22 protein-coding genes are annotated in these 23,542 nt (G+C 60.3%); 11 read left to right on the top strand and 11 right to left on the bottom strand.

Annotation, left to right across the window (positions count from 1 at the left end; genetic code table 11):
* Nucleotides 1-6 precede the first annotated feature (6 nt).
* The 3 genes from AC30D7_RS00590 (at nucleotide 7) to AC30D7_RS00580 (ending at nucleotide 3,344) form a co-directional block, all read left to right on the top strand.
* On the top strand, nucleotides 7-1,917 hold the full coding sequence (locus AC30D7_RS00590; RefSeq protein WP_490132652.1) for an ATP-binding cassette domain-containing protein: 1,911 nt from the start codon (nucleotides 7-9) through the stop codon (nucleotides 1,915-1,917).
* The gene (locus AC30D7_RS00585) at nucleotides 1,917-2,498 is read left to right on the top strand and encodes a mechanosensitive ion channel domain-containing protein (protein WP_490132651.1); all 582 of its coding nucleotides are present in this window, start codon (nucleotides 1,917-1,919) and stop codon (nucleotides 2,496-2,498) included. The genes AC30D7_RS00590 and AC30D7_RS00585 overlap by 1 nt, the downstream gene beginning before the upstream one ends.
* Nucleotides 2,499-2,711: 213 nt before the next feature.
* Nucleotides 2,712-3,344: a LysE family transporter gene (locus AC30D7_RS00580; protein ID WP_490132650.1), complete on the top strand. Its 633-nt coding sequence runs from the start codon at nucleotides 2,712-2,714 to the stop codon at nucleotides 3,342-3,344.
* 197 nt (nucleotides 3,345-3,541) lie between these two features.
* Here the strand turns inward: AC30D7_RS00580 and AC30D7_RS00575 are convergent, their stop codons facing one another.
* Genes AC30D7_RS00575 through AC30D7_RS00560 form a run of 4 tightly spaced genes read right to left on the bottom strand, consistent with a single transcriptional unit; the run spans nucleotide 3,542 to nucleotide 6,697 of the window.
* A complete protein-coding gene (locus AC30D7_RS00575) occupies nucleotides 3,542-4,285 on the bottom strand; it encodes a penicillin-binding protein activator LpoB (RefSeq protein ID WP_490132649.1) in 744 nt (247 codons plus the stop codon).
* A 3-nt stretch (nucleotides 4,286-4,288) separates the two neighbouring features.
* The gene (lpoB, locus tag AC30D7_RS00570) at nucleotides 4,289-4,876 is read right to left on the bottom strand and encodes a penicillin-binding protein activator LpoB (RefSeq protein WP_490132648.1); all 588 of its coding nucleotides are present in this window, start codon (nucleotides 4,874-4,876) and stop codon (nucleotides 4,289-4,291) included.
* A gap of 39 nt (nucleotides 4,877-4,915) precedes the next feature.
* Nucleotides 4,916-5,287 (bottom strand): YcfL family putative periplasmic lipoprotein, encoded by a 372-nt coding sequence (locus AC30D7_RS00565; protein WP_490132647.1) that lies wholly within the window; start codon nucleotides 5,285-5,287, stop codon nucleotides 4,916-4,918.
* Nucleotides 5,288-5,302: 15 nt separating this feature from the next.
* Nucleotides 5,303-6,697 carry a COG3014 family protein gene (locus AC30D7_RS00560; protein WP_490132646.1) on the bottom strand — a complete coding sequence of 465 codons (1,395 nt, stop codon included), beginning with the start codon at nucleotides 6,695-6,697 and terminating at the stop codon, nucleotides 5,303-5,305.
* 339 nt (nucleotides 6,698-7,036) lie between these two features.
* On the opposite strand from AC30D7_RS00560, the gene AC30D7_RS00555 reads away from it, so the two are divergent.
* Nucleotides 7,037-8,935, top strand: coding sequence for an FTR1 family protein (locus AC30D7_RS00555; RefSeq protein WP_490132645.1), 1,899 nt, complete (start codon nucleotides 7,037-7,039; stop codon nucleotides 8,933-8,935).
* Between the two features lie 105 nt (nucleotides 8,936-9,040).
* Complete coding sequence (locus AC30D7_RS00550) at nucleotides 9,041-9,496, top strand: YaiI/YqxD family protein (RefSeq protein ID WP_490132644.1); 456 nt, start codon at nucleotides 9,041-9,043, stop codon at nucleotides 9,494-9,496.
* Nucleotides 9,497-9,612: 116 nt separating this feature from the next.
* On the opposite strand, the gene elbB is transcribed toward AC30D7_RS00550, so the two are convergent.
* Nucleotides 9,613-10,281, bottom strand: a complete 669-nt coding sequence (elbB, locus tag AC30D7_RS00545) for an isoprenoid biosynthesis glyoxalase ElbB (RefSeq protein ID WP_019580519.1) — start codon at nucleotides 10,279-10,281, stop codon at nucleotides 9,613-9,615.
* A gap of 114 nt (nucleotides 10,282-10,395) precedes the next feature.
* On the opposite strand from elbB, the gene AC30D7_RS00540 reads away from it, so the two are divergent.
* Nucleotides 10,396-11,631: a sterol desaturase family protein gene (locus AC30D7_RS00540; RefSeq protein ID WP_064621047.1), complete on the top strand. Its 1,236-nt coding sequence runs from the start codon at nucleotides 10,396-10,398 to the stop codon at nucleotides 11,629-11,631.
* On the opposite strand, the gene AC30D7_RS00535 is transcribed toward AC30D7_RS00540, so the two are convergent.
* Entirely contained in the window at nucleotides 11,612-12,244 is a 633-nt protein-coding gene (locus AC30D7_RS00535; RefSeq protein WP_018927562.1) for a DedA family protein, read from the bottom strand. The genes AC30D7_RS00540 and AC30D7_RS00535 overlap by 20 nt on opposite strands.
* 208 nt (nucleotides 12,245-12,452) lie before the next feature.
* Here AC30D7_RS00535 and hemB point away from each other — a divergent pair, with 208 nt between their 5' ends.
* Together hemB and ppk1 are read left to right on the top strand one after the other, a co-directional pair.
* Complete coding sequence (gene hemB, locus AC30D7_RS00530) at nucleotides 12,453-13,466, top strand: porphobilinogen synthase (protein ID WP_490132643.1); 1,014 nt, start codon at nucleotides 12,453-12,455, stop codon at nucleotides 13,464-13,466.
* An 18-nt stretch (nucleotides 13,467-13,484) separates the two neighbouring features.
* On the top strand, nucleotides 13,485-15,707 hold the full coding sequence (gene ppk1 / locus AC30D7_RS00525; protein WP_018927564.1) for a polyphosphate kinase 1: 2,223 nt from the start codon (nucleotides 13,485-13,487) through the stop codon (nucleotides 15,705-15,707).
* A 178-nt stretch (nucleotides 15,708-15,885) separates the two neighbouring features.
* Here the strand turns inward: ppk1 and ppx are convergent, their stop codons facing one another.
* The 5 genes from ppx to AC30D7_RS00500 form a co-directional block, all read right to left on the bottom strand.
* The gene (gene ppx / locus AC30D7_RS00520; RefSeq protein ID WP_018927565.1) at nucleotides 15,886-17,388 is read right to left on the bottom strand and encodes an exopolyphosphatase; all 1,503 of its coding nucleotides are present in this window, start codon (nucleotides 17,386-17,388) and stop codon (nucleotides 15,886-15,888) included.
* A 246-nt stretch (nucleotides 17,389-17,634) separates the two neighbouring features.
* Nucleotides 17,635-18,372 (bottom strand): amino acid ABC transporter ATP-binding protein, encoded by a 738-nt coding sequence (locus tag AC30D7_RS00515; protein WP_490132642.1) that lies wholly within the window; start codon nucleotides 18,370-18,372, stop codon nucleotides 17,635-17,637.
* Nucleotides 18,359-19,009 carry an amino acid ABC transporter permease gene (locus tag AC30D7_RS00510; RefSeq protein ID WP_490132641.1) on the bottom strand — a complete coding sequence of 217 codons (651 nt, stop codon included), beginning with the start codon at nucleotides 19,007-19,009 and terminating at the stop codon, nucleotides 18,359-18,361. The genes AC30D7_RS00515 and AC30D7_RS00510 overlap by 14 nt, the downstream gene beginning before the upstream one ends.
* Nucleotides 19,006-19,686 (bottom strand): amino acid ABC transporter permease, encoded by a 681-nt coding sequence (locus AC30D7_RS00505; protein WP_490132640.1) that lies wholly within the window; start codon nucleotides 19,684-19,686, stop codon nucleotides 19,006-19,008. The genes AC30D7_RS00510 and AC30D7_RS00505 overlap by 4 nt, the downstream gene beginning before the upstream one ends.
* A gap of 22 nt (nucleotides 19,687-19,708) precedes the next feature.
* Entirely contained in the window at nucleotides 19,709-20,494 is a 786-nt protein-coding gene (locus tag AC30D7_RS00500; protein WP_490132639.1) for a transporter substrate-binding domain-containing protein, read from the bottom strand.
* Between the two features lie 257 nt (nucleotides 20,495-20,751).
* Between AC30D7_RS00500 and AC30D7_RS00495 the strand changes: the two genes are divergently transcribed.
* The 3 genes from AC30D7_RS00495 to rho all read left to right on the top strand — a co-directional run bounded on the left by AC30D7_RS00495 (nucleotide 20,752) and on the right by rho (nucleotide 23,417).
* The gene (locus tag AC30D7_RS00495) at nucleotides 20,752-21,459 is read left to right on the top strand and encodes a FadR/GntR family transcriptional regulator (RefSeq protein ID WP_490132638.1); all 708 of its coding nucleotides are present in this window, start codon (nucleotides 20,752-20,754) and stop codon (nucleotides 21,457-21,459) included.
* 120 nt (nucleotides 21,460-21,579) lie between these two features.
* Nucleotides 21,580-21,909: a thioredoxin TrxA gene (trxA, locus tag AC30D7_RS00490; protein WP_003206727.1), complete on the top strand. Its 330-nt coding sequence runs from the start codon at nucleotides 21,580-21,582 to the stop codon at nucleotides 21,907-21,909.
* Between the two features lie 248 nt (nucleotides 21,910-22,157).
* Nucleotides 22,158-23,417: a transcription termination factor Rho gene (gene rho, locus AC30D7_RS00485; RefSeq protein WP_205890497.1), complete on the top strand. Its 1,260-nt coding sequence runs from the start codon at nucleotides 22,158-22,160 to the stop codon at nucleotides 23,415-23,417.
* Nucleotides 23,418-23,542: the final 125 nt, after the last annotated feature.

The raw sequence follows: 23,542 nt of genomic DNA, 5'->3' as shown, positions 1-23,542 counted from the left end.
GCCATTATGATTCGACTTCAGAACCTGACTTTACAGCGTGGCCCGCAACGTCTGCTAGAAGACGCCGAGCTGACCCTGCACGCCGGCCACAAAGCCGGCCTCATCGGTGCCAACGGCGCCGGCAAATCGAGCCTGTTCGCCTTGCTTCGGGGTGAACTGCACCCAGACTCGGGTGATTGCTTCCTGCCGGCCGACTGGCGCATCGCCCACATGCGCCAGGAGGTCGACACCCTCGAACGCCTGGCGGTCGACTACGTGCTCGATGGCGACCTGCGCCTGCGCCAGGTGCAACGCGACCTGGCGGCGGCCGAAGCAGCCCATGACGGTGCAGCTCAGGCTCGCCTGCACTCGGAACTCGACAGCGCCGACGGGTACACCGCCGATGCCCGGGCTCGCAAGCTGCTGGCAGGCCTTGGGTTCACCAATGAGCAAATGGACCGGCAAGTAGGAGATTTCTCCGGTGGCTGGAGGATGCGTCTGAATCTGGCGCAAGCTTTGATGTGCCCCTCGGACCTGTTGCTGCTCGACGAACCGACCAACCACTTGGACCTCGATGCCATCATCTGGCTCGAAGAGTGGCTCAAAAGCTACCCCGGCACTTTATTGCTGATTTCCCACGACCGGGACTTCCTCGATGCCGTGGTCGATCATGTGGCCCACGTCGATCAACGCAAAATCACCCTGTATCGCGGTGGTTACACCGCGTTTGAGCGGGCCCGCGCCGAACGTCTGGCCCAGCAACAGCAAGCCTACGAGAAGCAGCAGGCGCAACGTGCGCACATGGAAAGCTACATCGCCCGCTTCAAGGCCCAGGCCACCAAGGCCCGTCAGGCCCAGAGCCGGATCAAGGCGCTGGAGCGGATGGAAGAGCTGTCCGCTGCCCATGTCGATTCACCGTTCGACTTCGTCTTCCGCGAATCGCAGAAGATTTCCAGTCCGCTGATCGACCTGTCGGATGCGCGCCTGGGTTACGGCGACAAAACCGTGCTGGAGAAGGTCAAGCTGCAACTGACCCCCGGCGCGCGGATCGGTCTGCTCGGCCCCAACGGTGCCGGTAAATCGACCCTGATCAAAAACCTCTCCGGTGAGCTTGAGCCGTTGGCGGGCCGACTGACCCGGGGCGAGAACACCGTGGTTGGCTACTTCGCCCAGCATCAATTGGATTCCCTCGATTCCAAGGCCAGCCCGTTGCTGCACTTGCAGCGCCTGGCGCCGACGGAACGCGAGCAGACCCTGCGTGATTTTCTCGGTGGTTTCGACTTCCGGGGGGCGCGCATTGATGAGCCGGTGTTGAATTTCTCCGGTGGCGAAAAAGCGCGACTGGCCCTGGCACTGATCGCCTGGGGCCGGCCGAATCTGTTGCTGCTCGACGAACCGACCAACCACCTGGACCTGGAAATGCGCCTGGCGCTGACCATGGCTTTGCAGGAGTTCAGTGGTGCGGTTCTGGTGGTTTCCCACGATCGTCATTTGCTTAAAAGCACCACCGACAATTTCTATCTGGTGGCAGACGGCAAGGTCGAGGAGTTCGACGGCGACCTGGAGGACTACACCCGTTGGCTGGTGGAGTACCGTCAGCGCAACGCGCCGGTCAACAACACCCCGGTCAACCCGGACAAGACTGACAAGAAAGCCCAGCGCCAGGCCGCCGCCGCGTTGCGTCAGCAACTGGCGCCGCACAAGCGCGAGGCCGACAAGCTTGAAGCCGAGTTGGGCAAGCTGCACGAGAGGCTGGCGAAGATCGACGCCAGCCTCGGCGACAGCGATATTTACGAGCCGACGCGCAAGAACGAATTGCGTGATCTGCTGGCCGAACAGGCCAGGCTGAAGGTGCGTGAAGCCGAGCTGGAAGAAGCCTGGATGGAAGCGCTCGAACTGCTTGAAAGCATGCAGGCGGAGCTGGAGGCGCTGTCTTGATGGAGGCCTTCAAACTGCCGTTGCCGGCGATGTGGGTCGAGCCGATCTGGCTGGTGGTGCAAATCCTGCTGATCCTGCTGGCCGGTTATGTCGCTCAGCGCGTCGTTGCTAAATGCCTGACCCGCTTGGGCGAGCGCTACCCGTTCCCACCGCAGTTCTTGATGCCTCTGCGCGGTGGTTTGCGTTGGCTGATCATGGGCAGCGCGTTGATCTTTGTGCTGGAACGCCTTGGGGTGTCGGCCACGGTGCTCTGGACCGCGTTGTCCGGTTTCGTGGCAGTGGCCGCCGTGGCGTTTTTCGCCATGTGGAGCGTACTCTCCAACCTGTTGTGCGCGATCCTGATCTTCACCGTCGGCCCATTCCGTATCGGCGATGTGGTCGAGCTGGTGGACACCACCGACAAGCCCGGCATCAAGGGCAGGGTGGTGGCGATCAATCTGCTCTACACCACGCTGATCGAAGCCGAAGAGCTCGGTACCGGCAGCGCCATGGTGCAAGTGCCCAACAGCCTGTTCTTCCAGCGCTCGGTTCGACGCTGGCGTGGTACGGATGTGTTTCCTTCGAACGGGTTCGAAAAGTAAGCCTTCTGTTGCCTGACACAGCGCTTTCGCGGGCAAGCCCGCTCCCGCGTTTAACCGGGTTTCTCCAGAAGGAATGAGCGGGCTTGCTCGCGAAGGGGCACAGCAGCTGTAAACGCTGGTCGGCAGTCGCTCAGTCCTGCAAAAAATCGGTAGTCATCGGCCCAAAGCCGCATTAGCTTAGACATCTGTCACGAATCTGAGTCGAGGTGTGCGATGCTGCTTCAAACATGGCTGGCGTTTTTTGCCGCCTGCTGGGTGATCAGTCTTTCCCCCGGTGCCGGCGCCATTGCGTCGATGTCCAGCGGTCTGCGCTACGGTTTCTGGCGTGGTTACTGGAACGCCTTGGGCCTGCAATTGGGACTGGCGTTGCAGATTGTGATTGTCGCTGCCGGTGTCGGTGCGATCCTCGCGGCCTCCGCCACTGCCTTTTATGCGATCAAATGGTTCGGCGTGGCTTACCTGGTCTACCTCGCAGTCAAGCAATGGCGCGCGTTGCCCAATGAGATGAACGACGACGCTGCCATTCGGCAGATCGGCAAGCCGATGGCGCTGATGTTCCGCGGTTTTCTGGTGAACGTCAGCAACCCCAAGGCCTTGGTGTTCATGCTCGCCGTGCTGCCGCAATTCATCGACCCTCAGGCGCCGCTGGTGGCCCAGTACCTGATCCTCGGCGTGACCATGATCTGTGTCGACCTGATTGTCATGGCCGGCTACACCGGGCTGGCGGCCAAGGTCCTGCGCTTGTTGCGCACACCCAAGCAGCAGAAGCGCATGAACCGCACCTTTGCCGGGCTATTCATCGGCGCGGCGGCGTTCATGGCTACTTTGCGCAAAGCAGCGACATAAAGCTTCAGGCACAAAAAAGGCGACCTATCAAGGTCGCCTTTTTCATTTGTGGCGAGGGAGCTTGCTCCCGCTCGGCTGCGCAGCAGTCGTAAAACCGGCTGATGCAGTTTGCCTGATGTGACCGGCGGAATGGTTTTGGGGCCGCTGTGCGGCCCAACGGGAGCAAGCTCCCTCGCCACAGGGTGGCCAGCCAGAGATCAGTGCAGAATCACCGGCGCCGTATCCCTCGGCAGGTTATTACGCAGCGGTGCCTGCCCCGGCTGCTCGTAACCGCCACCACCGAGCTGTTGGCTCAATTGCGAAGCCACGTCCTCACCCAACGCCTTGGACACCTCACGCACCACCCGTGGGCGATTCAGGGAAACCCGGATGTCCCGGCCATTCACCAATTTGGTGTCCTGACCTTCACCCATCGCCGTGAAAGCCGAGGTGATCTCGAAGGTCTTGGTATTGATCAGGCTGAAGTCAGCCACCAGCGTCAGCCCCAGCACCGCCGAATAGCTGTCGGTGTTGGCCAGCTCGTTCATGTCGCGGGTGAAGTCGATGTCTGACACGGTGCCGAACAGCACATAGTCGGCACCTTTGAAGCTGCCGGCCTTGATGCGTTTGATCACGTCATACACGTCACCTTTGGACGAGGCGGTGTACGGCGTGCCTTGCACCAGCTGGAACATCCCGGTGCGCAATATCTCGCCCTTGATGTCGCCGGTGAATTTGCGCAACTCGCCTTGCTCGATGTAACTACTGGTTGCTTCGATCTCGTTGTAGCTCGAAGAACCGCTGGCGCTGTAGTCGCTCTCGCGGTGATTGCTCTGTGCCGAAACGATGTGGATGTACTGCTCCACGCGCTCCTGGTACGCCAGATCGGTTACCGCGACTTTCGGGGCCGCTTGCACGCTGAACGCGCAAGCCAGGGCCATCATGCCAATCCATGAGCGCATCGATTAACGCTCCGTGGTTTTGCGGATCTCTTTTTCGTCCATCCACTCGGCCAGGCCGCTTTCAACGTCGATCAATTGCAGGCTGAATTTGTAGAAGACGTCCTTGTAGTCGCTGCTGCGCTTGACGATCGAGCTGATCGAACCTTCAAGGCGGTATTGGGCGGCAATCATGTTGCCCGTCTTGGCCACGGTGCTCTTCTTGTACAGGCCGCTCTGGTTTTGCAGCTTGAGCTGGTCGACCTGGCTCTGCATCGCGGTGTTGTCGCTGGCGAAACGGGCAACGCCGGATTTCATCAGCTGGGTCTTGATGCTGGTGGTGATTTCGCGGGTATCGATGTACTCGCTGGTCTTGTTCTTCACATCGTAGACCTGAACCACTGGGCGACCTTGCAGGATGCCGGACTGGGCCAGGGAGCGGGTCATGGATTCAGCGATCATCTGCAGGTCGGTGGAGCCGAACTCGTTGGTCACGGTTTCCACGGCTTTGGTGTCGCCGTAGCTGATATTTTTGCTGCCCAGGGTCGGCGAAGTGTTGGCGCAACCGCTGGCCAGGAGGGCGACAATGGCAATGAACGAAAAGCGTGCAAACATGGGAATGCTCTCTGGAACTGAACGAATAGGGTGTCGGGCTTAAGGCGTCTTGATTTCGAGACGGAAATCCACGGCTTTAGCGGTTGGCGCGATGGCCTGAATGAAGCTGGTCTGCGCGCCGTACATCATCTGGCTTTTCCAGGTTTCTTCCTCGGCCACCGGGAAGCCTTCCGGGCCGAGCCAGGCAAAGCGGTAGTAGAACGTCTTGTTGCTGTTGAGGGTGTTGCTCAACTGCACATTAACGGTCATGAAACCGTTCTCGCGGGCGACGCGCATGGCGCCGACCACGATGTGTTTCTGCGGACCCATGGCCACAACTTTGCTGGCCGCGCTGCCTGGTTCTGGTGGTGGCGGGGTGGCGCAGCCGGCCAGTAAGGCCATGGCGGCGACAGTGATGAGTTTGAAGCGCATGCAAAGACTCCGTTCTTACGGTTGTTTGAGGCTGGCCACGGTGGTCGGGTTGGTGCTCGGGATCACGTGAGCGGCCTGGCCGCTGGCGAATACCCGATTGCCCACGGCGCGCAGGCTGATGACCTGATAGCGCTGATCGACGTTGATCTTGACCACCGAACCACCTACGGCGCTCGGCAGCGAGACGTGATGCTCGCCCTTCTTCAAGCGCAGACGCACCACTTGAGTGGTGTCCGGCAGGGTGCGCCACGTACGGGTATCGGCACCTTCGAGCACGGCTGAAGAGATGCCGACCGCAAGACCCGCCAGCGGGTTGGTTTCGTTGATCTTTTTCTGCGCCACGCCTTTGGTCACGGCACGGACGGTGGTGCGCAGGATGATGCCCGGCATGTCATCACGCAGCGCGCGGCGGGACATGGCAGTGGTGCTGTTGAGCTGAGTCAGGTTCAGTTGCTGACCGTCCACGCCGATCTGGGCGAAGGTGGCGGTGGAGGTGTCTGGCTTGATGATCGGGAATGACAGCGGTGTGATCACCACGTTGTTGCTGATCGGCAATGGCAGCGGAATGCGGATCGAGTCGCGGGACGGCGCCAGGCCACTTTGCACGACGATCAGGATGTCGCTGTCCTCGTCCTTGGCAGGTTTGTCGAGATTTACCAGCGCCTGTTCGAGCAGCGGGGTGTTCGGGCGCAACTCGGCGGCCTTGCGATAACCCGGCGCGGCCAGGTCTTTCTCGCCCAGGGCTTCATAGACGAAGCCGGCCAGGTAATGACTGAACGCACTCTGGTAGCTGTTTTTCAGGCTGACCACTTCTGGCGCGTCGAGGCTGGCCACCGGATAACCCTGAAGATCCTTGTACTGGGTTTTGACGCCTTCTTTCTCGGCCTGCTCTTCGCTCTTGAGGTATTCCTTGTCGCGCAGGTCGGCGATCACCGCTTCACGTTCGTGAGTTTTCTTGATCGCGGTGCGCGCGCCATCGAAGTCATTCACCGCCAGCAGGTTGAGGGCCATCTGCGTGGTCAGCATGACTTTTTCGTAGTCATAGCCTTCGTAGCGACGGACCTTGTCGTTGACCAGGAAACTGCCGAACTGAGCCAGGTACTTGTCGGTGTCGAGCTTGACCGCGTCTTCCCATTTGCCCACCACCTGATCGGCGCTGGTCCAGGCGTTCTGGCTGCCGGACAAGTCGCCCTTGGCGCGCAGCAGTTCACCCTTCTCGAAGTAATAGAGCAGGTCTTTGTCTTTGCTGGTGTTGTTCTTTTCCAGCAGGGTCAAGGCAGCGTCGACGTTGCCGGCAGCCAGTTGCTGGTTGGTTTGTGCCAGTTCGGAATCGTAGTTGCGAAAAGCCGAACAGCCGGAGAGTAAGGTGACAGCGCTGAGCGCGATCGAGGTAAGGGCGCGGGAGGCCATAGGGGGTACTTCTTCCCTGAGTGTAAGCAGCCGCGTGCTGGTCGGGCTGTTGGGACCATCGGCAGGGAGACTGGCGTCCTGCCAATTCCTCATAAAAAGAGGAGCTTAAATGCCATATCGCGATAACGAAGGCGCGGCATTATAAGCAGGGATGGTGGCTATGTAATGGCTTTTTGAGGGCATTTTTTTGATTGATGCCATCATCCATTTCAAGCCTGGGGTCCGATGCCATGGTGTGCTGCAGCTCGTTAACTGCAAAACCCGAATACAACAAAGCTTGAGTGAAACTGATTGGAAGTGAACAATGTGTTACTTCGTATTTCCATTTGAGAATTATTCATGACTGCATCCTCTCGTTTTCTGGCGTGGCTCGTGCTGCCGATGATCGCGCTTTGCAGCTTCAATGCGCTGGCCGCAACCGCAGACGGTGCGCCGAAGGCTTTGCATTTGCTCGATTACGTTGGCGCCGATTACCCGGCGACGGTCGAGGCGGGCAAAGTCATCGATGAGTCCGAGTACCGCGAACAGCAGGAATTCCTGACGGTGCTGCAAGGTTTGATCGCCGATTTGCCGGCCAAACCCGAGCGCGCCGAACTGGAGCAGGGCGTCAGCAACCTGCGCACCGCGATTGCCGCTCGCAAGGACGGCGCGGACGTTGCCCGTCAGGCGCGGCAGCTAGGGGCGAAACTGGCGGTGGCCTACGAGGTCAGTCAAGCCCCGGTCATTACCCCGGACCCGACTCGCGGCGCGCCGCTGTACGCCCAGCAATGCTCGGTGTGTCATGGCGATGCGGGCGCCGGTGATGGCCCGGCAGGCGTCGGCATGACGCCACCGCCGGCCAATCTGCGCGATGCCGTGCGATTGGATCGTCTGAGCCTTTACGCGATCTATAACACGCTGGGCATGGGCGTCGAGGGCACCGACATGCCGGCCTTCGCCGATCAACTCGATGATCGCCAGCGCTGGGACCTGGCGACCTACATCGCCAGCTTCAGCGCCGATCCGGCCGCGGCAAAATCCGAGAAAACCTACAACATCGCCGACCTGGCGCGTCAGACGCCAGCTGAAGTGCAGGCCGCTGAAGGCCTGCAAGCCGCCGCGACCTTCCGCGCGCAACGAGCTCAACCGCCGCAGGTCAAGCGTGGCCCGGGGCAATTGCTTGAATACACGGCGGCCACGCTGGACAAGAGCATCGCGGCCTACCGCGCCGGCGATCACGATCAGGCCTACGACCTGTCGGTGGCGGCGTACCTTGAAGGCTTCGAACTGGTCGAAAGTTCTCTGGATAACGTCGATGCCAATGTGCGCAAAGACACCGAGAAGTCACTGATGGCTTACCGTCAGTCATTGCAGGACGGCTTGCCGGTGGCCCAGGCCGAGCAGCGTCTGGAGGTGGCCAAGGCCAAGTTGAAGCAATCTGCCGGATTGCTCGGCAGCGATGGCTTGAGCTGGTCGCTGAGCTACATTTCCGGTCTGCTGATTTTGTTGCGAGAAGGTCTGGAAGCAATTCTGGTGCTCGCGGCGATCCTCGCGTTCCTGCGCAATACCGGTCAGCAATCGGCGGTGCGCAGCGTCAACACCGGTTGGGGCCTGGCGCTATTGGCCGGGCTGGCGACCTGGGCGTTGGCGGCGTATGTGATCGACGTCAGCGGTGCCCAGCGTGAACTGCTGGAGGGCGCGACGGCGTTGTTTGCCAGTGTCATGGTGCTCTGGCTCGGTGTGTGGATGCATGACCGTCGCCATGCGGCGGCCTGGCAGGATTACATCAAGAGCAGCCTGGTGAGCGGCGGCGGGCGTTTCGGCTTTGCGATTCTGGCGTTCTTTTCGGTTTATCGCGAACTGTTCGAAGTGATCCTGTTTTACGAAACCCTTTGGTTGCAGGCCGGGCCTGCCGGGCATAACGCCGTACTGGCGGGCGGCGCGACGGCGCTGGTGTTGCTGATCGGCCTGGCCTGGGTGATTCTGCGCGGCTCGGCAAAACTGCCGCTGGCGCTATTCTTTGGTATCAATGCCGGGTTGCTGTGTGCGTTGTCGGTGGTGTTTGCCGGTCATGGCGTGAAGGCGTTGCAGGAAGCCGGGGTCTTCGGCACGCGGCCGGTGCGGTTCTTTGACTTCGACTGGCTGGGAATTCACGCTGATGCCTATTCGCTGGGTGCTCAGGCCGTGGCGATCATTGCGATCATCGTGTTGTACAGCCGCAGCCGTATGGCCGAGAAGCGGCGGGTGTCGGTTTCCTGAAGCATTCGCTGTGCTCATAATCGCGGGCAAGCCCGCTCCCACAGGTTCAGCGCTAACCTTGTGGGAGCGGGCTTGCCCGCGATGCTTTTCAATAGAGGAAACCCAATGCGCGTGTGGATCGATGCCGACGCCTGCCCTCGGGCAGCCAAGGATCTGGTGGTGAAGTTCGCCCTCAAGCGCCAGTTCGAAGTGGTGCTGGTGGCCGGTCAGCCGCAGATCAAGCCGGGCCTGGCCCTGGTGAAGCTGATCGTGGTGCCCAGCGGCCCGGATGCCGCCGACGATTACCTGGTGGAACACGCGATACCGGGGGAGTTAGTGATTTGCAGCGATGTACCGCTGGCGGATCGGCTGGTGAAGAACGGCGTTGCGGCGCTGGATCCACGGGGCAAGGAGTTCGATGCGCAGAACATGGGTGATCGATTGGCGGTGCGTAATCTGTTCACCGATCTGCGGGAGCAGGGTCAGATGAGCGGCGGACCGGCGCCGTTCGGCGACCGCGAGAAGCAGGCATTCGCCAATGCGCTGGACCGGATACTGACCCGGTTATCACGCAAGTCTTAAGCCATGCGTTGAACTCTGTGGGAGCGGGCTTGCTCGCGAAAGCGGTGTGTCAGCCAACACCAATGTCGAAGGTCAGCCCGTCTTCGCGAGCAAGCCCGCTCCCACATTGAACGGTGTTACTCGTCGTTTTCGTGGGTCAATTCCAGTACGCGGTCGACCAGCTTGTTGATGCCGGAAGCGGCCTCACTGATCGATTGCGCGAGCATGTACGCCGGAGTGCTCACCAGCTTGCGCGCCTTGTCTTCGACAATATCGGTCACTGCACACTCGGCATGGGTGGCGCCCATCTTGTTCATTGCAGCGGCGGTATCGGCATCGTTGCCGATGGTGCAGGTCACGCCCGGGCCGTAGATTTTTGCCGCCAGAGCCGGCGAGATGCAGATCAACCCCACTGGTTTGCCGGCCTCGGCGAACGCTTCGGTCAACGCCAGGACATCAGGTTGAACGCTGCATCCGGCGCCTTCGACGGCAAAGTTCGACAGGTTCTTGGCCGCCCCGAAACCACCGGGGACGATCAGTGCATCGAAGTCTTCGACGTCCGCTTCACGGATATCCTTGATGTTGCCCCGAGCGATACGCGCGGACTCCACCAGAACATTGCGCGATTCGGGCATTTCTTCGCCGGTCAGGTGGTTGATCACATGCAGTTGCGCGATGTTGGGTGCGAAACACTGCACCAGGGCTCCGCGTTGGTCCAGCCGCAGCAGGGTGATCACGCTTTCGTGGATCTCGGCGCCGTCGTACACGCCACAGCCGGAAAGGATCACTGCAATTTTTTTGCTCATGGGCTTTTCTCCAGATTCATGGCGTTAAATGTCCACTAATTTGTCACTCGTTGCCATAGGGTTGATTCGCGGTTACACCTAATCTCTGCTGAACGATTCCGATCAGGTCGCGTCATGAACTTCATTCTGTATGCGGTGCCGTTTTTCTTTGTGCTGATTGCGGTCGAGTTGCTGGCCGACCGTTGGCGCGGGGTGAGCAATTACCGCGTGGCAGACGCGATCAACAGCCTTAGCACCGGCGTGCTATCGACCACCACGGGGCTGTTGACCAAAGGTGTCGGCCTGGTCACTTATGCCTTCGCCCTGGAACATCTGGCCTTGATCGAGCTGTCGGCCGACAGTGTCTGGGTCTGGGTGTTTGCATTCGTCTTCTACGACTTCTGCTACTACTGGCTGCACCGGATGGGCCATGAGCGCAACATCCTCTGGGCCGCGCATTCGGTGCATCACCAGAGCGAGGACTACAACCTCTCCACGGCCCTGCGCCAGACCAGCACCGGGTTTCTGTTGAGCTGGATTTTCTACCTGCCCCTGGCCGTGCTCGGCGTGCCGCTGCTGGTGTTCGTCAGCGTTGCGGCGTTGAACCTGCTGTACCAGTTCTGGGTGCATACCCGGCATATTCCCAAGCTTGGTTGGTTCGAGTGGTTCTTCGTCACGCCGTCCAATCATCGGGCTCACCATGCACAGAACGCTCTTTACATGGATCGCAACTACGGCGGGGTGTTCATTATTTGGGACCGTCTGTTCGGCTCGTTCCAGGAAGAGGACGACAACGAACCGGTGATCTTCGGCGTGACCACGCCGCTGGCGAGCTGGAATCCGGTGTGGGCGAACGTGCAGTTTTACGCGCAGTTGTGGGATGACGCCCGGCGCGCCGAGCGCTGGTGGGACAAGCTGCGGATCTGGTTCATGCGCACCGGTTGGCGGCCGGCGGACGTGGCGGCCAAATACCCGATGAACAAGCCGGACCTGGCTCAGTTCCGCAAATTCGAGGTGCCGTTGGACGGACGTCAGCAGTGGTATGTGGCGCTGCAGTTCTGCGTCTACATCGCCTTGGGCAGTTACTTGATGAATTTGGAGCAGAGCCTGCCGACCGCAGCCCTGGTGTTGGGTTGGGGCGCCGTGGCGTTGGGGTTGTTCGTGTTGGGCGCAGCCCTGGAGAATCGCCCGCAGGCGTTGAAGCTGGAGCTGTTGCGGCTGGTGTCGAACCTGCCGCTGGTGTGGCTGGCGCCGATGGTCGGGCTATGGCCGGGCAGCGCGGTGGGCTGGGTGGTGCTGCTCAGTTACAGCCTGCTCAGCGGCATCGGTCTCTACTGCTGTAGAAACCGCGTCACTCGATGGGCGTCGTAGGTTCGCTGGACTTGGCCTGTTCGGCTTTCAGCGCCTGCTCATCGGCATAGATCTTCTTCGCCAGGCGGGCATTCTTGAAACGCCGCCGCAGCCACAGCACAAAGCCCAGAACCAGCAGGGCGCCCAGCACCCACAGCTCGTATTTCTTGACGCTGCCCAGCATGCCTTCGAGCACCGCGCCGAAGTGATACGCGGCAGCGGCCAGTGCGGCGGCCCAGATCGCCGCGCCAATCCCGTTGAGCAGCAGATAGCGTCCTGGCGGGTAGCCCGACAGACCGATTGCCACCGGCATCACCGTGCGCAAGCCATAGACAAAGCGGAAGCTCAACACCCAGATGTCCGGGTGCTTGCGGATATGTTCCAGCGCCCGATCGCCCATCAATTGCCAACGCGGTTTGCGCGCCAGCAATTTGCGCCCGTGCTTGCGCCCCAGGAAGTACCACAGCTGATCGCCGGCATAACTGCCGAAGAATGCCACGACCACTACCAGGTTGATGTCCATGTACCCGCGGAACGCGAGGAAACCTGCGAGCACCAGAATGGTTTCGCCTTCGAAAAACGTGCCGAGGAACAGGGCAAAGTAGCCGAAGTCATGTAGGAATTGTTGGAGCATTGTCTGGGTGCTGGCGAAATGAACGCGCAGCCTAACCCTTCGTGCACATTCATGAAAGTGTCCAAATGTGTCTCGACGTGAACATTTCCTACAAGGACAATGGAATGCGACTACCTGTCACAGGGGTGCACATAACTGTAATACGTTGGTCATAATGGCCGCTTATAACTGTCACGCTCGCCCGCCAGCGCGGGCTCAGGAGTCTGCCGTGAGCTTTACCCCTGCCAACCGTTTGTTTCCTGCAACCCGCCTGCGTCGCAATCGTCGTGATGATTTTTCGCGTCGACTGGTCCGTGAAAACGTACTGACCGTCGACGACCTGATCCTGCCGGTGTTCGTGCTGGACGGCGAAAACCGTCGCGAAGCAGTGGCCTCGATGCCGGGCGTTGAACGCCTGACGATCGATCTGTTGATCGAAGAGGCGGCCAAGTGGGTCGAGCTGGGGATTCCTGCGCTGGCACTGTTCCCGGTGACGCCACCGGAACTCAAGTCGCTGGACGCCGCCGAAGCCTGGAACCCCAACGGCATCGCCCAGCGCGCCACTCGTGCCTTGCGCGCGCAGTTCCCTGAGCTCGGTGTGATCACCGACGTCGCCCTGGACCCGTTCACCACCCACGGTCAGGACGGCATTCTCGACGAAGAAGGCTACGTGCAGAACGACATTACCGTCGACGCACTGGTTAAACAGGCTTTGTCCCACGCCGAAGCTGGCGCTCAAGTGGTGGCTCCGTCAGACATGATGGACGGGCGCATACAGGCGATCCGCGAAGCGCTGGAGCTGGCGGGTCACGTCAATGTGCGGATCATGGCCTACTCGGCCAAGTACGCCAGTGCCTACTACGGCCCGTTCCGCGATGCGGTGGGTTCGGCGTTGAACCTGGGCAAGGCCAACAAGGCCTCCTATCAGATGGACCCGGCCAACAGCAACGAAGCCCTGCACGAAGTGGCGGCGGACTTGTCAGAAGGCGCAGACATGGTCATGGTCAAGCCAGGCATGCCGTATCTGGATATTCTCTATAGGGTCAAGGAAGAGTTCAAAGTGCCGACCTTTGTGTATCAGGTCAGCGGTGAATACGCCATGCACATGGCCGCGATCCAGAATGGCTGGTTGAGCGAAGGGGTTATCCTCGAATCCCTGACCGCTTTTAAACGTGCAGGCGCTGATGGCATCCTGACTTACTTTGCCGTCCGTGCTGCTCAATTGTTACGAGAGCAAAAATAGCCCTCCCAGGAACATTCGATGAATACCGAAGGACTCACTGAAGTTGCCGTAAAAGACGCTCAACCCGTGGTGGAGCAAATCGCCGAAACCCCGCCGGAACTGGAGCCCGCTCCACCCGCGGTGGTGGCCGAGCCCGTTGTGGCGGCGCCTGCGATTGCCATTCCCGGCCTGGATGACAGCAGCCTGTACATCCATCGCGAGCTCTCGCAACTGCAGTTCAACATCCGCGTGCTGGAACAGGCGCTGGATGAGTCCTACCCATTGCTGGAGCGGCTGAAGTTTCTGCTGATCTTCTCCAGCAACCTGGACGAGTTCTTCGAGATTCGTGTGGCCGGCCTGAAGAAGCAGATCACCTTCGCCCGTGAACAGGCTGGCGCCGATGGCCTGCAACCGCATCAGGCCTTGGCTCGCATCAGCGAATTGGTGCACGGTCACGTCGACCGCCAATACGCGATTCTCAACGACATTCTGTTGCCGGAACTGGAAAAACATCAGGTCCGCTTCATCCGTCGTCGTTACTGGACTACCAAGCTCAAGACTTGGGTCCGCCGTTATTTCCGCGACGAGATCGCGCCGATCATCACCCCGATCGGCCTCGACCCGACGCACCCGTTCCCGTTGCTGGTGAACAAGAGCCTGAACTTCATCGTCGAGCTCGAAGGCATCGACGCCTTCGGTCGCGATTCCGGCCTGGCGATCATCCCGGCGCCGCGTCTGCTGCCGCGGATCATCAAGGTGCCGGAAGAAGTCGGCGGCCCGGGTGACAACTATGTATTCCTGTCGTCGATGATCCACGCGCACGCCGACGACCTGTTCCAGGGCATGAAGGTCAAGGGCTGCTACCAGTTCCGCCTGACCCGCAACGCCGACCTCGCGGTCGATACCGAAGACGTGGAAGACCTGGCCCGCGCCCTGCGCGGCGAGTTGTTCTCCCGTCGCTATGGTGATGCGGTGCGGCTGGAAGTGGCCGACACCTGCCCGAAACACCTGTCCGATTACCTGCTCAAGCAGTTCAACCTGCAGGAGACCGAGCTGTATCAGGTCAATGGTCCGGTCAACCTGACCCGGCTGTTCAGCATCACCGGCCTGGACAGTCATCCGGAGCTGCAATACACGCCGTTCACCCCGCAGATCCCGAAACTGCTGCAGAACAGCGAGAACATTTTCAGCGTGATCAGCAAGCAGGATATCTTGCTTCTGCACCCGTTCGAGTCCTTCACCCCGGTGGTCGACTTGCTGCGTCAGGCGGCCAAGGATCCACACGTGTTGGCGGTTCGCCAGACGTTGTATCGCAGCGGCGCCAACTCGGAGATCGTCGATGCGCTGGTGGATGCGGCGCGTAACGGCAAGGAAGTGACGGCGGTGATCGAATTGCGCGCGCGGTTCGATGAAGAATCCAACCTGCAGCTGGCCAGCCGTCTGCAGGCGGCCGGCGCCGTGGTGATTTACGGCGTGGTCGGCTTCAAGACCCACGCCAAGATGATGTTGATTCTGCGTCGCGAAGCCGGCGAGATTGTTCGCTACGCTCACTTGGGCACCGGTAACTACCACGCGGCTAACGCCCGTCTGTACACCGACTACAGCCTGCTGACCTCCGACGATGCCTTGTGCGAAGACGTCGGCAAACTGTTCAGTCAGTTGATCGGCATGGGTAAAACCCTGCGCATGAAGAAGCTGCTGCACGCGCCGTTCACGTTGAAGAAGGGCATGCTCGACATGATTGCCCGGGAGACGCAGTTCGCCCTGGACGGCAAACCGGCGCACATCATCGCCAAGTTCAACTCGCTGACCGATCCGAAGGTCATCCGCGCGTTGTACAAGGCCAGCCAGTCCGGGGTACGCATCGATCTGGTGGTGCGCGGCATGTGCTGCCTGCGACCGGGCATCGCTGGGGTATCGCACAACATCCACGTGCGTTCGATCATCGGTCGTTTCCTGGAGCACACCCGGGTCTTCTACTTCCTCAATGGCGGTGAAGAGCAGATGTTCCTGTCCAGTGCCGACTGGATGGAGCGCAACCTCGACAAGCGCGTCGAGACTTGCTTCCCGGTCGAGGGCAAGAAGCTGATTTTGCGGGTCAAGAAAGAGCTGGAGCTTTATCTCACCGACAACACCCACAGCTGGAGCCTGCAGTCGGACGGTCGCTACGTCCGTAATACACCGACCGGCAACCAGAACCCGCGCAGCGCCCAGGCCACCTTGCTGGAGCGGTTGGGCAGCCCGATTCTGGCGGTGCGTTAACGCAAACCTTGGGCGATAAAAAAATGGCGATCCATGTGGATCGCCATTTTTTTACCTCGCCCGAGCGATGAGCGATGAATGACTGTGGCGAGGGAGCTTGCTCCCGCTGGACTGCGTAGCAGTCCTTCTTTTGGGGCCGCTGCGAGGCCCAACGGGAGCAAGCTCCCTCACCACAGGCTTAGCGAACGTTCAGCACGAAGCTGACGCGAGTCAGCCATTCGGCTTCCAGGGCGAAGTCGGCCTGGGTCAACTGGTTGTCATCCAGCCAATGTTCCGGGAATAACACATCCAGGCTGTCGCCGTTGGCGTGCAGCACGACCTGTGGCATTTCCTGGGTGCCACGGATGTGGTGGAACAGAATCGCAAAGCGCAGCAGCACGCACAGGCGAATCAGCTTGATGCCGTCGTCGCCAAAATCGGCAAACCTGTCCTTGGGAATATTGCGACGGTGGCCACGCACCAGTAGCGCGAGCATCAGTTGGTCTTCGCGGGAGAACCCGGCTAGGTCCGAGTGCTCGATCAGGTAGGCGCCGTGTTTGTGGTACTGATAGTGCGCGATGTCCAGGCCCACTTCGTGGACCTTGGCCGCCCAGCTCAGCAGTTCGCGCCAGACACCGTCGTCCAGGTCCCAATCCTCGGCCACTTGATCGAAGGCATGCAGCGCCTTGCGTTCGACCCGCGCGGCTTGCTCCAGGTCGACGTGGTAGCGCTCCATCAGCGAGCTGAGCGTGCGCTCACGGACATCTTCGTGATGATGACGGCCCAGCAGGTCATAGAGCACGCCTTCGCGCAGGGCGCCCTCACAGTGGTCCATGCGTTGCAGTTCGAGGGCGTCGAAGATCGCTTCGAGAATCGCCAGCCCGGCGGGGAAGATCGCCCGGCGGTCGGGCTTGATGCCTTCGAAGTCGATTTTCTCGACATCGCCGAGTTTGATCAGCTTGCGCTTGAGCCAGGCCAGGCCTTCGGCATTCACCTCGCCAGTGCCATGCCCGCCGGCCTTCAGCGCCAGGCCAATGGCGCGAATGGTGCCCGAGGAGCCGATGGCTTCATCCCAGGTCAGGCGGTGCAGGGCGTGTTCGATGCTCATGATCTCCAGCCGCGCCGCGGTGTACGCCTGGGCGTAGCGGGCCGGGGTGATCTTGCCGTCCTTGAAATAGCGTTGGGTGTAGCTGACGCATCCCATTTGCAGGCTTTCGCGCAACAATGGCTCGAATCTCTGCCCGATGATGAATTCGGTACTGCCGCCGCCGATGTCGGCCACCAGGCGCTTGCCCGGGGTGTCGGCGAGGGTGTGGGAGACGCCGAGGTAAATCAGACGCGCTTCTTCACGACCGGAGATGACTTCTACAGGATGGCCGAGGATTTCTTCGGCGCGGTGGATGAATTCACCGCGGTTACGGGCTTCGCGCAGGGCGTTGGTGCCGACGATCCGCACGGTGCCGGGCGGCATACCGCTGATCAGTTGGGCGAAACGCTTCAGGCAATCGAGCCCGCGTTGCATGGATTCTTCGCTGAGCTGACGCTCTTCGTCGATGCCGGCGGCCAGCTGAACCTTCTCCCCGAGACGCTCGAGAATCCGGATTTCGCCGTTCTGGGCCTTGGCCACGACCATGTGAAAGCTGTTGGAGCCCAGGTCGATTGCGGCGATCAGGGACAGATTCTTGACTTGGGATAGCGGCATGGTCAGGGGGTCTCGGTCGATAACCTCGACATCCTGCCACGATCAAACGCTCGCGCCAACGCGTACGGTTTAATGCCTTGATCCAGCGCACGGACGACGTGGGTTCCTGTGGCGAGGGAGCTTGCTCCCGCTGGGCAGCGCAGCGGCCCCAAAACCATTCAACGCAGTGCTTCAGGAAAAGCCGGTCGGCAGGTTTTACGACTGCTGCGCAGCCGAGCGGGAGCAAGCTCCCTCGCCACAGGGGTGTCAGCCCGCCGCCTCCACGGTCCCAATGAAGTTCGCCAGCTCCGCCGTCTGCGGGTTGGCAAACAGCACCTTCGGATCTCCCACCTCATGCACCTTGCCTTGGTGCATGAACACCAACTTATCCCCAACCTCGCGAGCAAAGCGCATCTCATGGGTGACCATGATCAATGTCATGCCTTCCCTGGCCAGTTGCCGGACCACATTCAACACTTCATTGACCAGTTCCGGGTCCAGGGCCGAGGTGATTTCGTCGCACAGCAAGACTTTCGGCGACATGGCCAGCGCCCGGGCGATCGCCACCCGCTGTTGCTGGCCGCCAGAGAGTCGATCCGGGAAGGCGTCGAATTTCTCGCCCAGCCCGACCCGTTCCAGCATCTGCCGCGCCCGTTCGGCGGCTTTGGCTTTTGGCACTTTCTGCACCACTTGTGGCGCAAGCATGACGTTTTCGCCCACGGTCAGGTGCGGGAACAGGTTGAACTGCTGGAACACCATCCCGACTTTCTGCCGCAGGCTGCGCAGGTCGGCGCGGGCTGCGTCGAGGTATTCGCCGTCGACTTCGATCACGCCGTCGTTGATCGATTCCAGACCATTGAGGGTGCGCAGCAAGGTGGATTTGCCCGAGCCGCTGCGACCGATGATCGCCACCACCTGGCCTTCCTCGATACTCAGATCGATGCCTTTGAGTACATGGTGGTCGCCGTAATATTTATGCAGGGCGGAAATTCTAAGCAGAGGCATGCAGTCTCCTTTCCAGGTAGCGCGCACTGAGGGACAAGGGGTAGCAGAGCAGGAAGTAACCGAGGGCGACGAGACCGTAGACCATGAAGGGTTCGAAGGTCGCGTTGGCAAGCATGCCGCCGGTCTTGGTCAGTTCGGTGAAGCCGATGATCGAGGTGACGGCGGTGCCCTTGACCACTTGCACCGAGAAGCCCACGGTCGGCGCCACGGCGATGCGCAGCGCTTGTGGCAGGATCACGTAACGCAATTGCTCCAGCGGGTTGAGCGCCAGGCTCGACGAGGCTTCCCACTGTCCGTTGGGGATCGAGTCGACGCAACCGCGCCAGATCTCTGCCAGGTAGGCGCTGGTGAACAGCGTCAAGGCAACCGCCGCCGCCATCCATGGCGAAATTTCCACACCGGCCAAGGCCACACCGAAGAACACCAGAAACAGCTGCATCAACAGCGGCGTGCCCTGGAACAGTTCGATGTAGGTGCGGGCGAAATGGCTGGGCAACGGTTTCTTTGAAATCCGCATCACCATGATCAGCAAACCGATCAGCCCACCGCCGATAAACGCCACCAGCGACAACGCCAGCGTCCATTGCAGGCCTGTGAGCAGGTTGCGCAGGATGTCCCAGAAGGTGAAATCGCTCATTGGCTGCTCCTTGCACTGCTTTTGGACAGGTAGCGGCGGCCGATCCAGTTCAGCAATTGGCGGATCAGCAGTGCCATGCACAGGTAGAGCAGCGTGGTCAGGGCGTAGGTTTCAAAGGCGCGAAAGTTGCGCGACTGAATGAAGTTGGCGGCGAAACTCAGCTCTTCGGTGGCGATCTGCGAACAGACCGCCGAGCCCAGCATCACGATGATGATTTGGCTGCTCAGGGCCGGCCAGACCTTGCCCAGCGCCGGCAGCAGAACCACGTGGCGGAAGGCTTCGAAACGCGACATTGCCAGGGCCGCCGCGGCTTCCAGTTGCCCACGGGGGATCGCTTGAATGCCGGCGCGGATGATCTCGGTCGAATAAGCGCCCAGGTTGATCACCATCGCCAGCACCGCCGCCTGCCATTCGGAGATCTGCAGGCCCAGGGATGGCAAGCCGAAGAAGATGAAAAACAACTGCACCAAAAAGGGCGTGTTGCGGATCAACTCGACGTAGACCCCGAAAATGCCGGCGAACGGACGGATGTTCCACGCCCGCACCAACGCGCCGACGATGCCCAGAGCGACCCCGAACACTGCGCCAACAACCGTCAGCTCAAGGGTGAACAGCGCACCGCGCAGCAGCAGGTCAGTGTTTTCCACCACCGGCAAAAAATCGAACTGATAAGCCATAAGTCGTCTCCCGCGCGAACGATCAGAGATCGGCCGGCAGCGGTTCTTTCAGCCAGGTTTGCGAGTTCTTCTCCAGCGCACCGTCAGCCTTGGCGGTGGTGAGGATCTGATTGACCTTGTCCAGCAACGCCGGCTCGTTCTTGTTCACGCCGACGTACACCGGCGAGTCCTTGAGCTTCACTTTCAGGGCCGGTACGCGTTTCGGGTTTTTCTCGCTGATGGCTACCATCACCACGTTGCCGCTGGCGATCAGGTCGACCTGGCCCGCGAGGTAGGCGGCGATGGTCGAGTTGTTGTCTTCGAAGCGTTTGATGATCACGCCTTCGGGGGCGACTTTGGTCAGTTCGATATCTTCGATAGCGCCACGGGTGACGCTGATGGTTTTGCCCTTGAGATCGTCCAGACCCTTGATGGCGGCGTCTGGCGGACCGAATACGGCGAGGTAGAACGGCGCGTAGGCACGGGAGAAGTCGATGACTTTCTCGCGCTCCGGGTTCTTGCCGAGGCTGGAAATCACCAGGTCGACCTTGCCGGTGGTCAGGAAGGGGATGCGGTTGGTGCTGTTCACCGGGGTCAGTTCGAGTTTGACCTTGAGTTGGTCGGCCAGCAGTTTGGCCGTATCGATATCGAGGCCGCGCGGTTTCATGTCCGGGCCGACCGAACCGAACGGCGGGAAGTCCTGGGGCACGGCGACTTTGAGGGTGCCGCGTTTGACCACATCCTCCAGACCGTCGGCGTGGGCGGGTGCCTGGCTCAGCATCAGGCTGGCAAACAGGGCGGCGAGGAGGGCGCTGTAACGCTGGGTCATGGCAAATCTCCGGATCGGCGGGAAGTGATTTCTGCGGATCGACAGAGCACGGGCCATGCCAAGATTCGGTTTCAGAGGTTGCAGGCCACGGTTTTGCTGGTGTCGCTCGGTCTTACTGGTCTGAACAGTTGGGTAGCGTTTCGCACCCTGATGGCGCACCCGTGAACTTTCCCGAACCCCCATGGGGCACGACTTGCCGGACGTCGCGAATAGCTTTACAACTAGCCGCTCATTGGCCTGGTTCGTCTGAAGAAACCATGAACTCGATCTCCCGCGCAGTACCTGAAGTGGCGCTGCAAGCCATCCGCAAACTGATCACCGAGCAAGGTTTCGGACCGGGCGATGCGTTGCCTTCGCAACGGGATCTGGCGGTGCAATTGGGGGTCAGTCGGGCGTCGTTGCGCGAGGCGTTATCGTCCCTGAGTGCGCTGGGTGTGATCAGCATCCAGCCGGGCAAGGGCGTGTTCGTGCAGTCGCCGGTCGATCTGCCCCGCAGCGATGCAGTGCCGGGTTGGCCGTTCGCCGCGCAGGCATCGCCGCTGGATATCTTCCAACTGCGCTACGCGCTGGAGAGCTTTGCCGCCGGGCTGGCGGCCGTGACCCTGAGCACCGAGGATCTCGATGCCCTGGAAGACAACGTCGCCGCCATGCGCAACGAACTGCGTGCCGCCAACTTCGATGCAGCGGCGCGACTGGACTTCGAGTTTCACCGGCGCATCCTCCTGGCCAGTGGCAATCAGGCGATGCTGAGCATCCTGACAGCCAGCGCCGACATCTTTCTGGAGAGCCAGAAGCTACCGTTCATCCGGGCCGAACGGGCCATGGAAACCTGGCAGGAACACCGTAAAATCCTCCGTGCACTGGCGCGCCGATCGTCCGGCGCCGCACAGAAGGCCATGCAGGAACATGTGCGCAACGCCGCCCTGCGCACCGGGATTGCCTTCGTCGCTCCCGCCACCTCGTGACTTGAGCTATACCCAAATTCATGGGCCACCATAGCGAGACTCAATCATCTGCGGCTTCCTGAACGGGGGAAGGGCAGCTATGATGGGCCACGTTTTTTTGCTTACAACCTGGAGACTTCCATGAGCAGCGATCTTATCAAACACGTTAGCGACGCTAGCTTCGAGGCCGACGTACTCAAGGCCGAAGGCGCTGTACTGGTCGACTACTGGGCTGAGTGGTGCGGCCCTTGCAAAATGATCGCTCCTGTCCTGGACGAAATTGCCGAGACCTACAAAGGCAAGCTGACCGTTGCCAAACTGAACATCGACGAGAACCAGGAAACCCCGGCCAAGCATGGCGTGCGTGGTATCCCGACGCTGATGCTGTTCAAGAACGGCAACGTCGAAGCCACCAAGGTCGGCGCGCTGTCGAAGTCGCAATTGGCCGCTTTCCTCGACGCCAACATCTAAGCGTTGTTATAAAGCGTCATGAAAAGGCCCCGCATTATGCGGGGCCTTTTCGTTATTGAGGGCTAGACGCTCCGAAACTCAGGTGGTACATTCGGCCCCGCACTGGTTTCTCCACTGCCCCCTGCTAGCCGTCGCCGACGCACTCCTTTTCGAATAAGTACGCGATCCTGTCGCCTTCTCTGCGGCGCGGCCTCATTAAGCCAAAAGCTTAATTTCCCCCCCTCCATAAATGATTACGTCATTCCTATATGAATCTGACTGAACTCAAGCAAAAGCCGATTACCGAACTGCTCGAATTGGCCGAACAGATGGGCATAGAAAATATGGCCCGTTCGCGCAAGCAGGACGTGATTTTCTCCCTGCTCAAAAAGCACGCTAAAAGCGGCGAGGAAATCTCCGGTGATGGCGTGCTGGAGATTCTCCAGGACGGCTTCGGCTTCCTGCGCTCCGCTGACGCTTCCTATCTCGCCGGCCCGGACGATATCTACGTCTCACCGAGCCAGATCCGTCGCTTCAACTTGCGCACCGGTGACACCATCGTTGGCAAGATCCGTCCTCCGAAGGAAGGCGAGCGGTATTTCGCGCTGCTCAAGGTCGACACGATCAACTTCGATCGTCCCGAGAACGCGAAAAACAAGATTCTCTTCGAGAACCTGACCCCGCTGTTCCCGACTGTGCGCATGAAGATGGAAGCCGGCAACGGTTCCACCGAAGACTTGACCGGTCGTGTCATCGACCTGTGCGCCCCGATCGGCAAAGGCCAGCGCGGCCTGATCGTTGCTCCGCCGAAAGCCGGTAAAACGATCATGCTGCAGAACATCGCGGCAAACATCGCGCGTAACAATCCTGAAGTTCACCTGATCGTGCTGTTGATCGACGAGCGTCCGGAAGAAGTGACCGAAATGCAGCGCACCGTGCGCGGCGAAGTGGTTGCCTCGACGTTCGACGAGCCGCCAACCCGCCACGTGCAGGTTGCTGAAATGGTGATCGAGAAGGCCAAGCGTCTGGTCGAGCACAAGAAGGACGTGGTGATTCTGCTCGACTCCATCACCCGTCTGGCGCGTGCCTACAACACCGTGATCCCGAGCTCCGGCAAGGTGCTGACCGGTGGTGTCGATGCCCACGCCCTGGAGAAACCGAAACGTTTCTTCGGTGCTGCACGGAACATCGAAGAAGGCGGCTCGCTGACCATCATCGCTACCGCACTGGTTGAAACCGGTTCGAAGATGGACGAAGTGATCTACGAAGAATTCAAAGGCACCGGCAACATGGAACTGCCTCTGGATCGCAAGATCGCCGAAAAACGGGTGTTCCCGGCCATCAACATCAACCGCTCCGGTACTCGCCGCGAAGAGTTGCTGACAGCCGACGACGAACTGCAGCGTATGTGGATCCTGCGCAAACTGCTGCACCCGATGGATGAAGTCTCTGCCATCGAGTTCCTGGTCGACAAGCTGAAACAGACCAAGACCAACGATGAGTTCTTCCTGTCGATGAAACGCAAGTAACACGACGTTCTGTCTGGTCCTGAAGACGGTTAAACCTTATTCAGGACGGGACAACGCTTCAAAAAAGGGCGCCCCGAAAAGGGCGCTCTTTTTTTTGTGCCCGGTATTTTGTATCTGGATTGATA

The sequence above is a fragment of the Pseudomonas sp. DF5 genome (assembly GCF_058148225.1).
The sequence above is the reverse complement of the archived record's forward strand: the minus strand, read 5'-3'. Positions and strand labels throughout refer to the sequence as shown.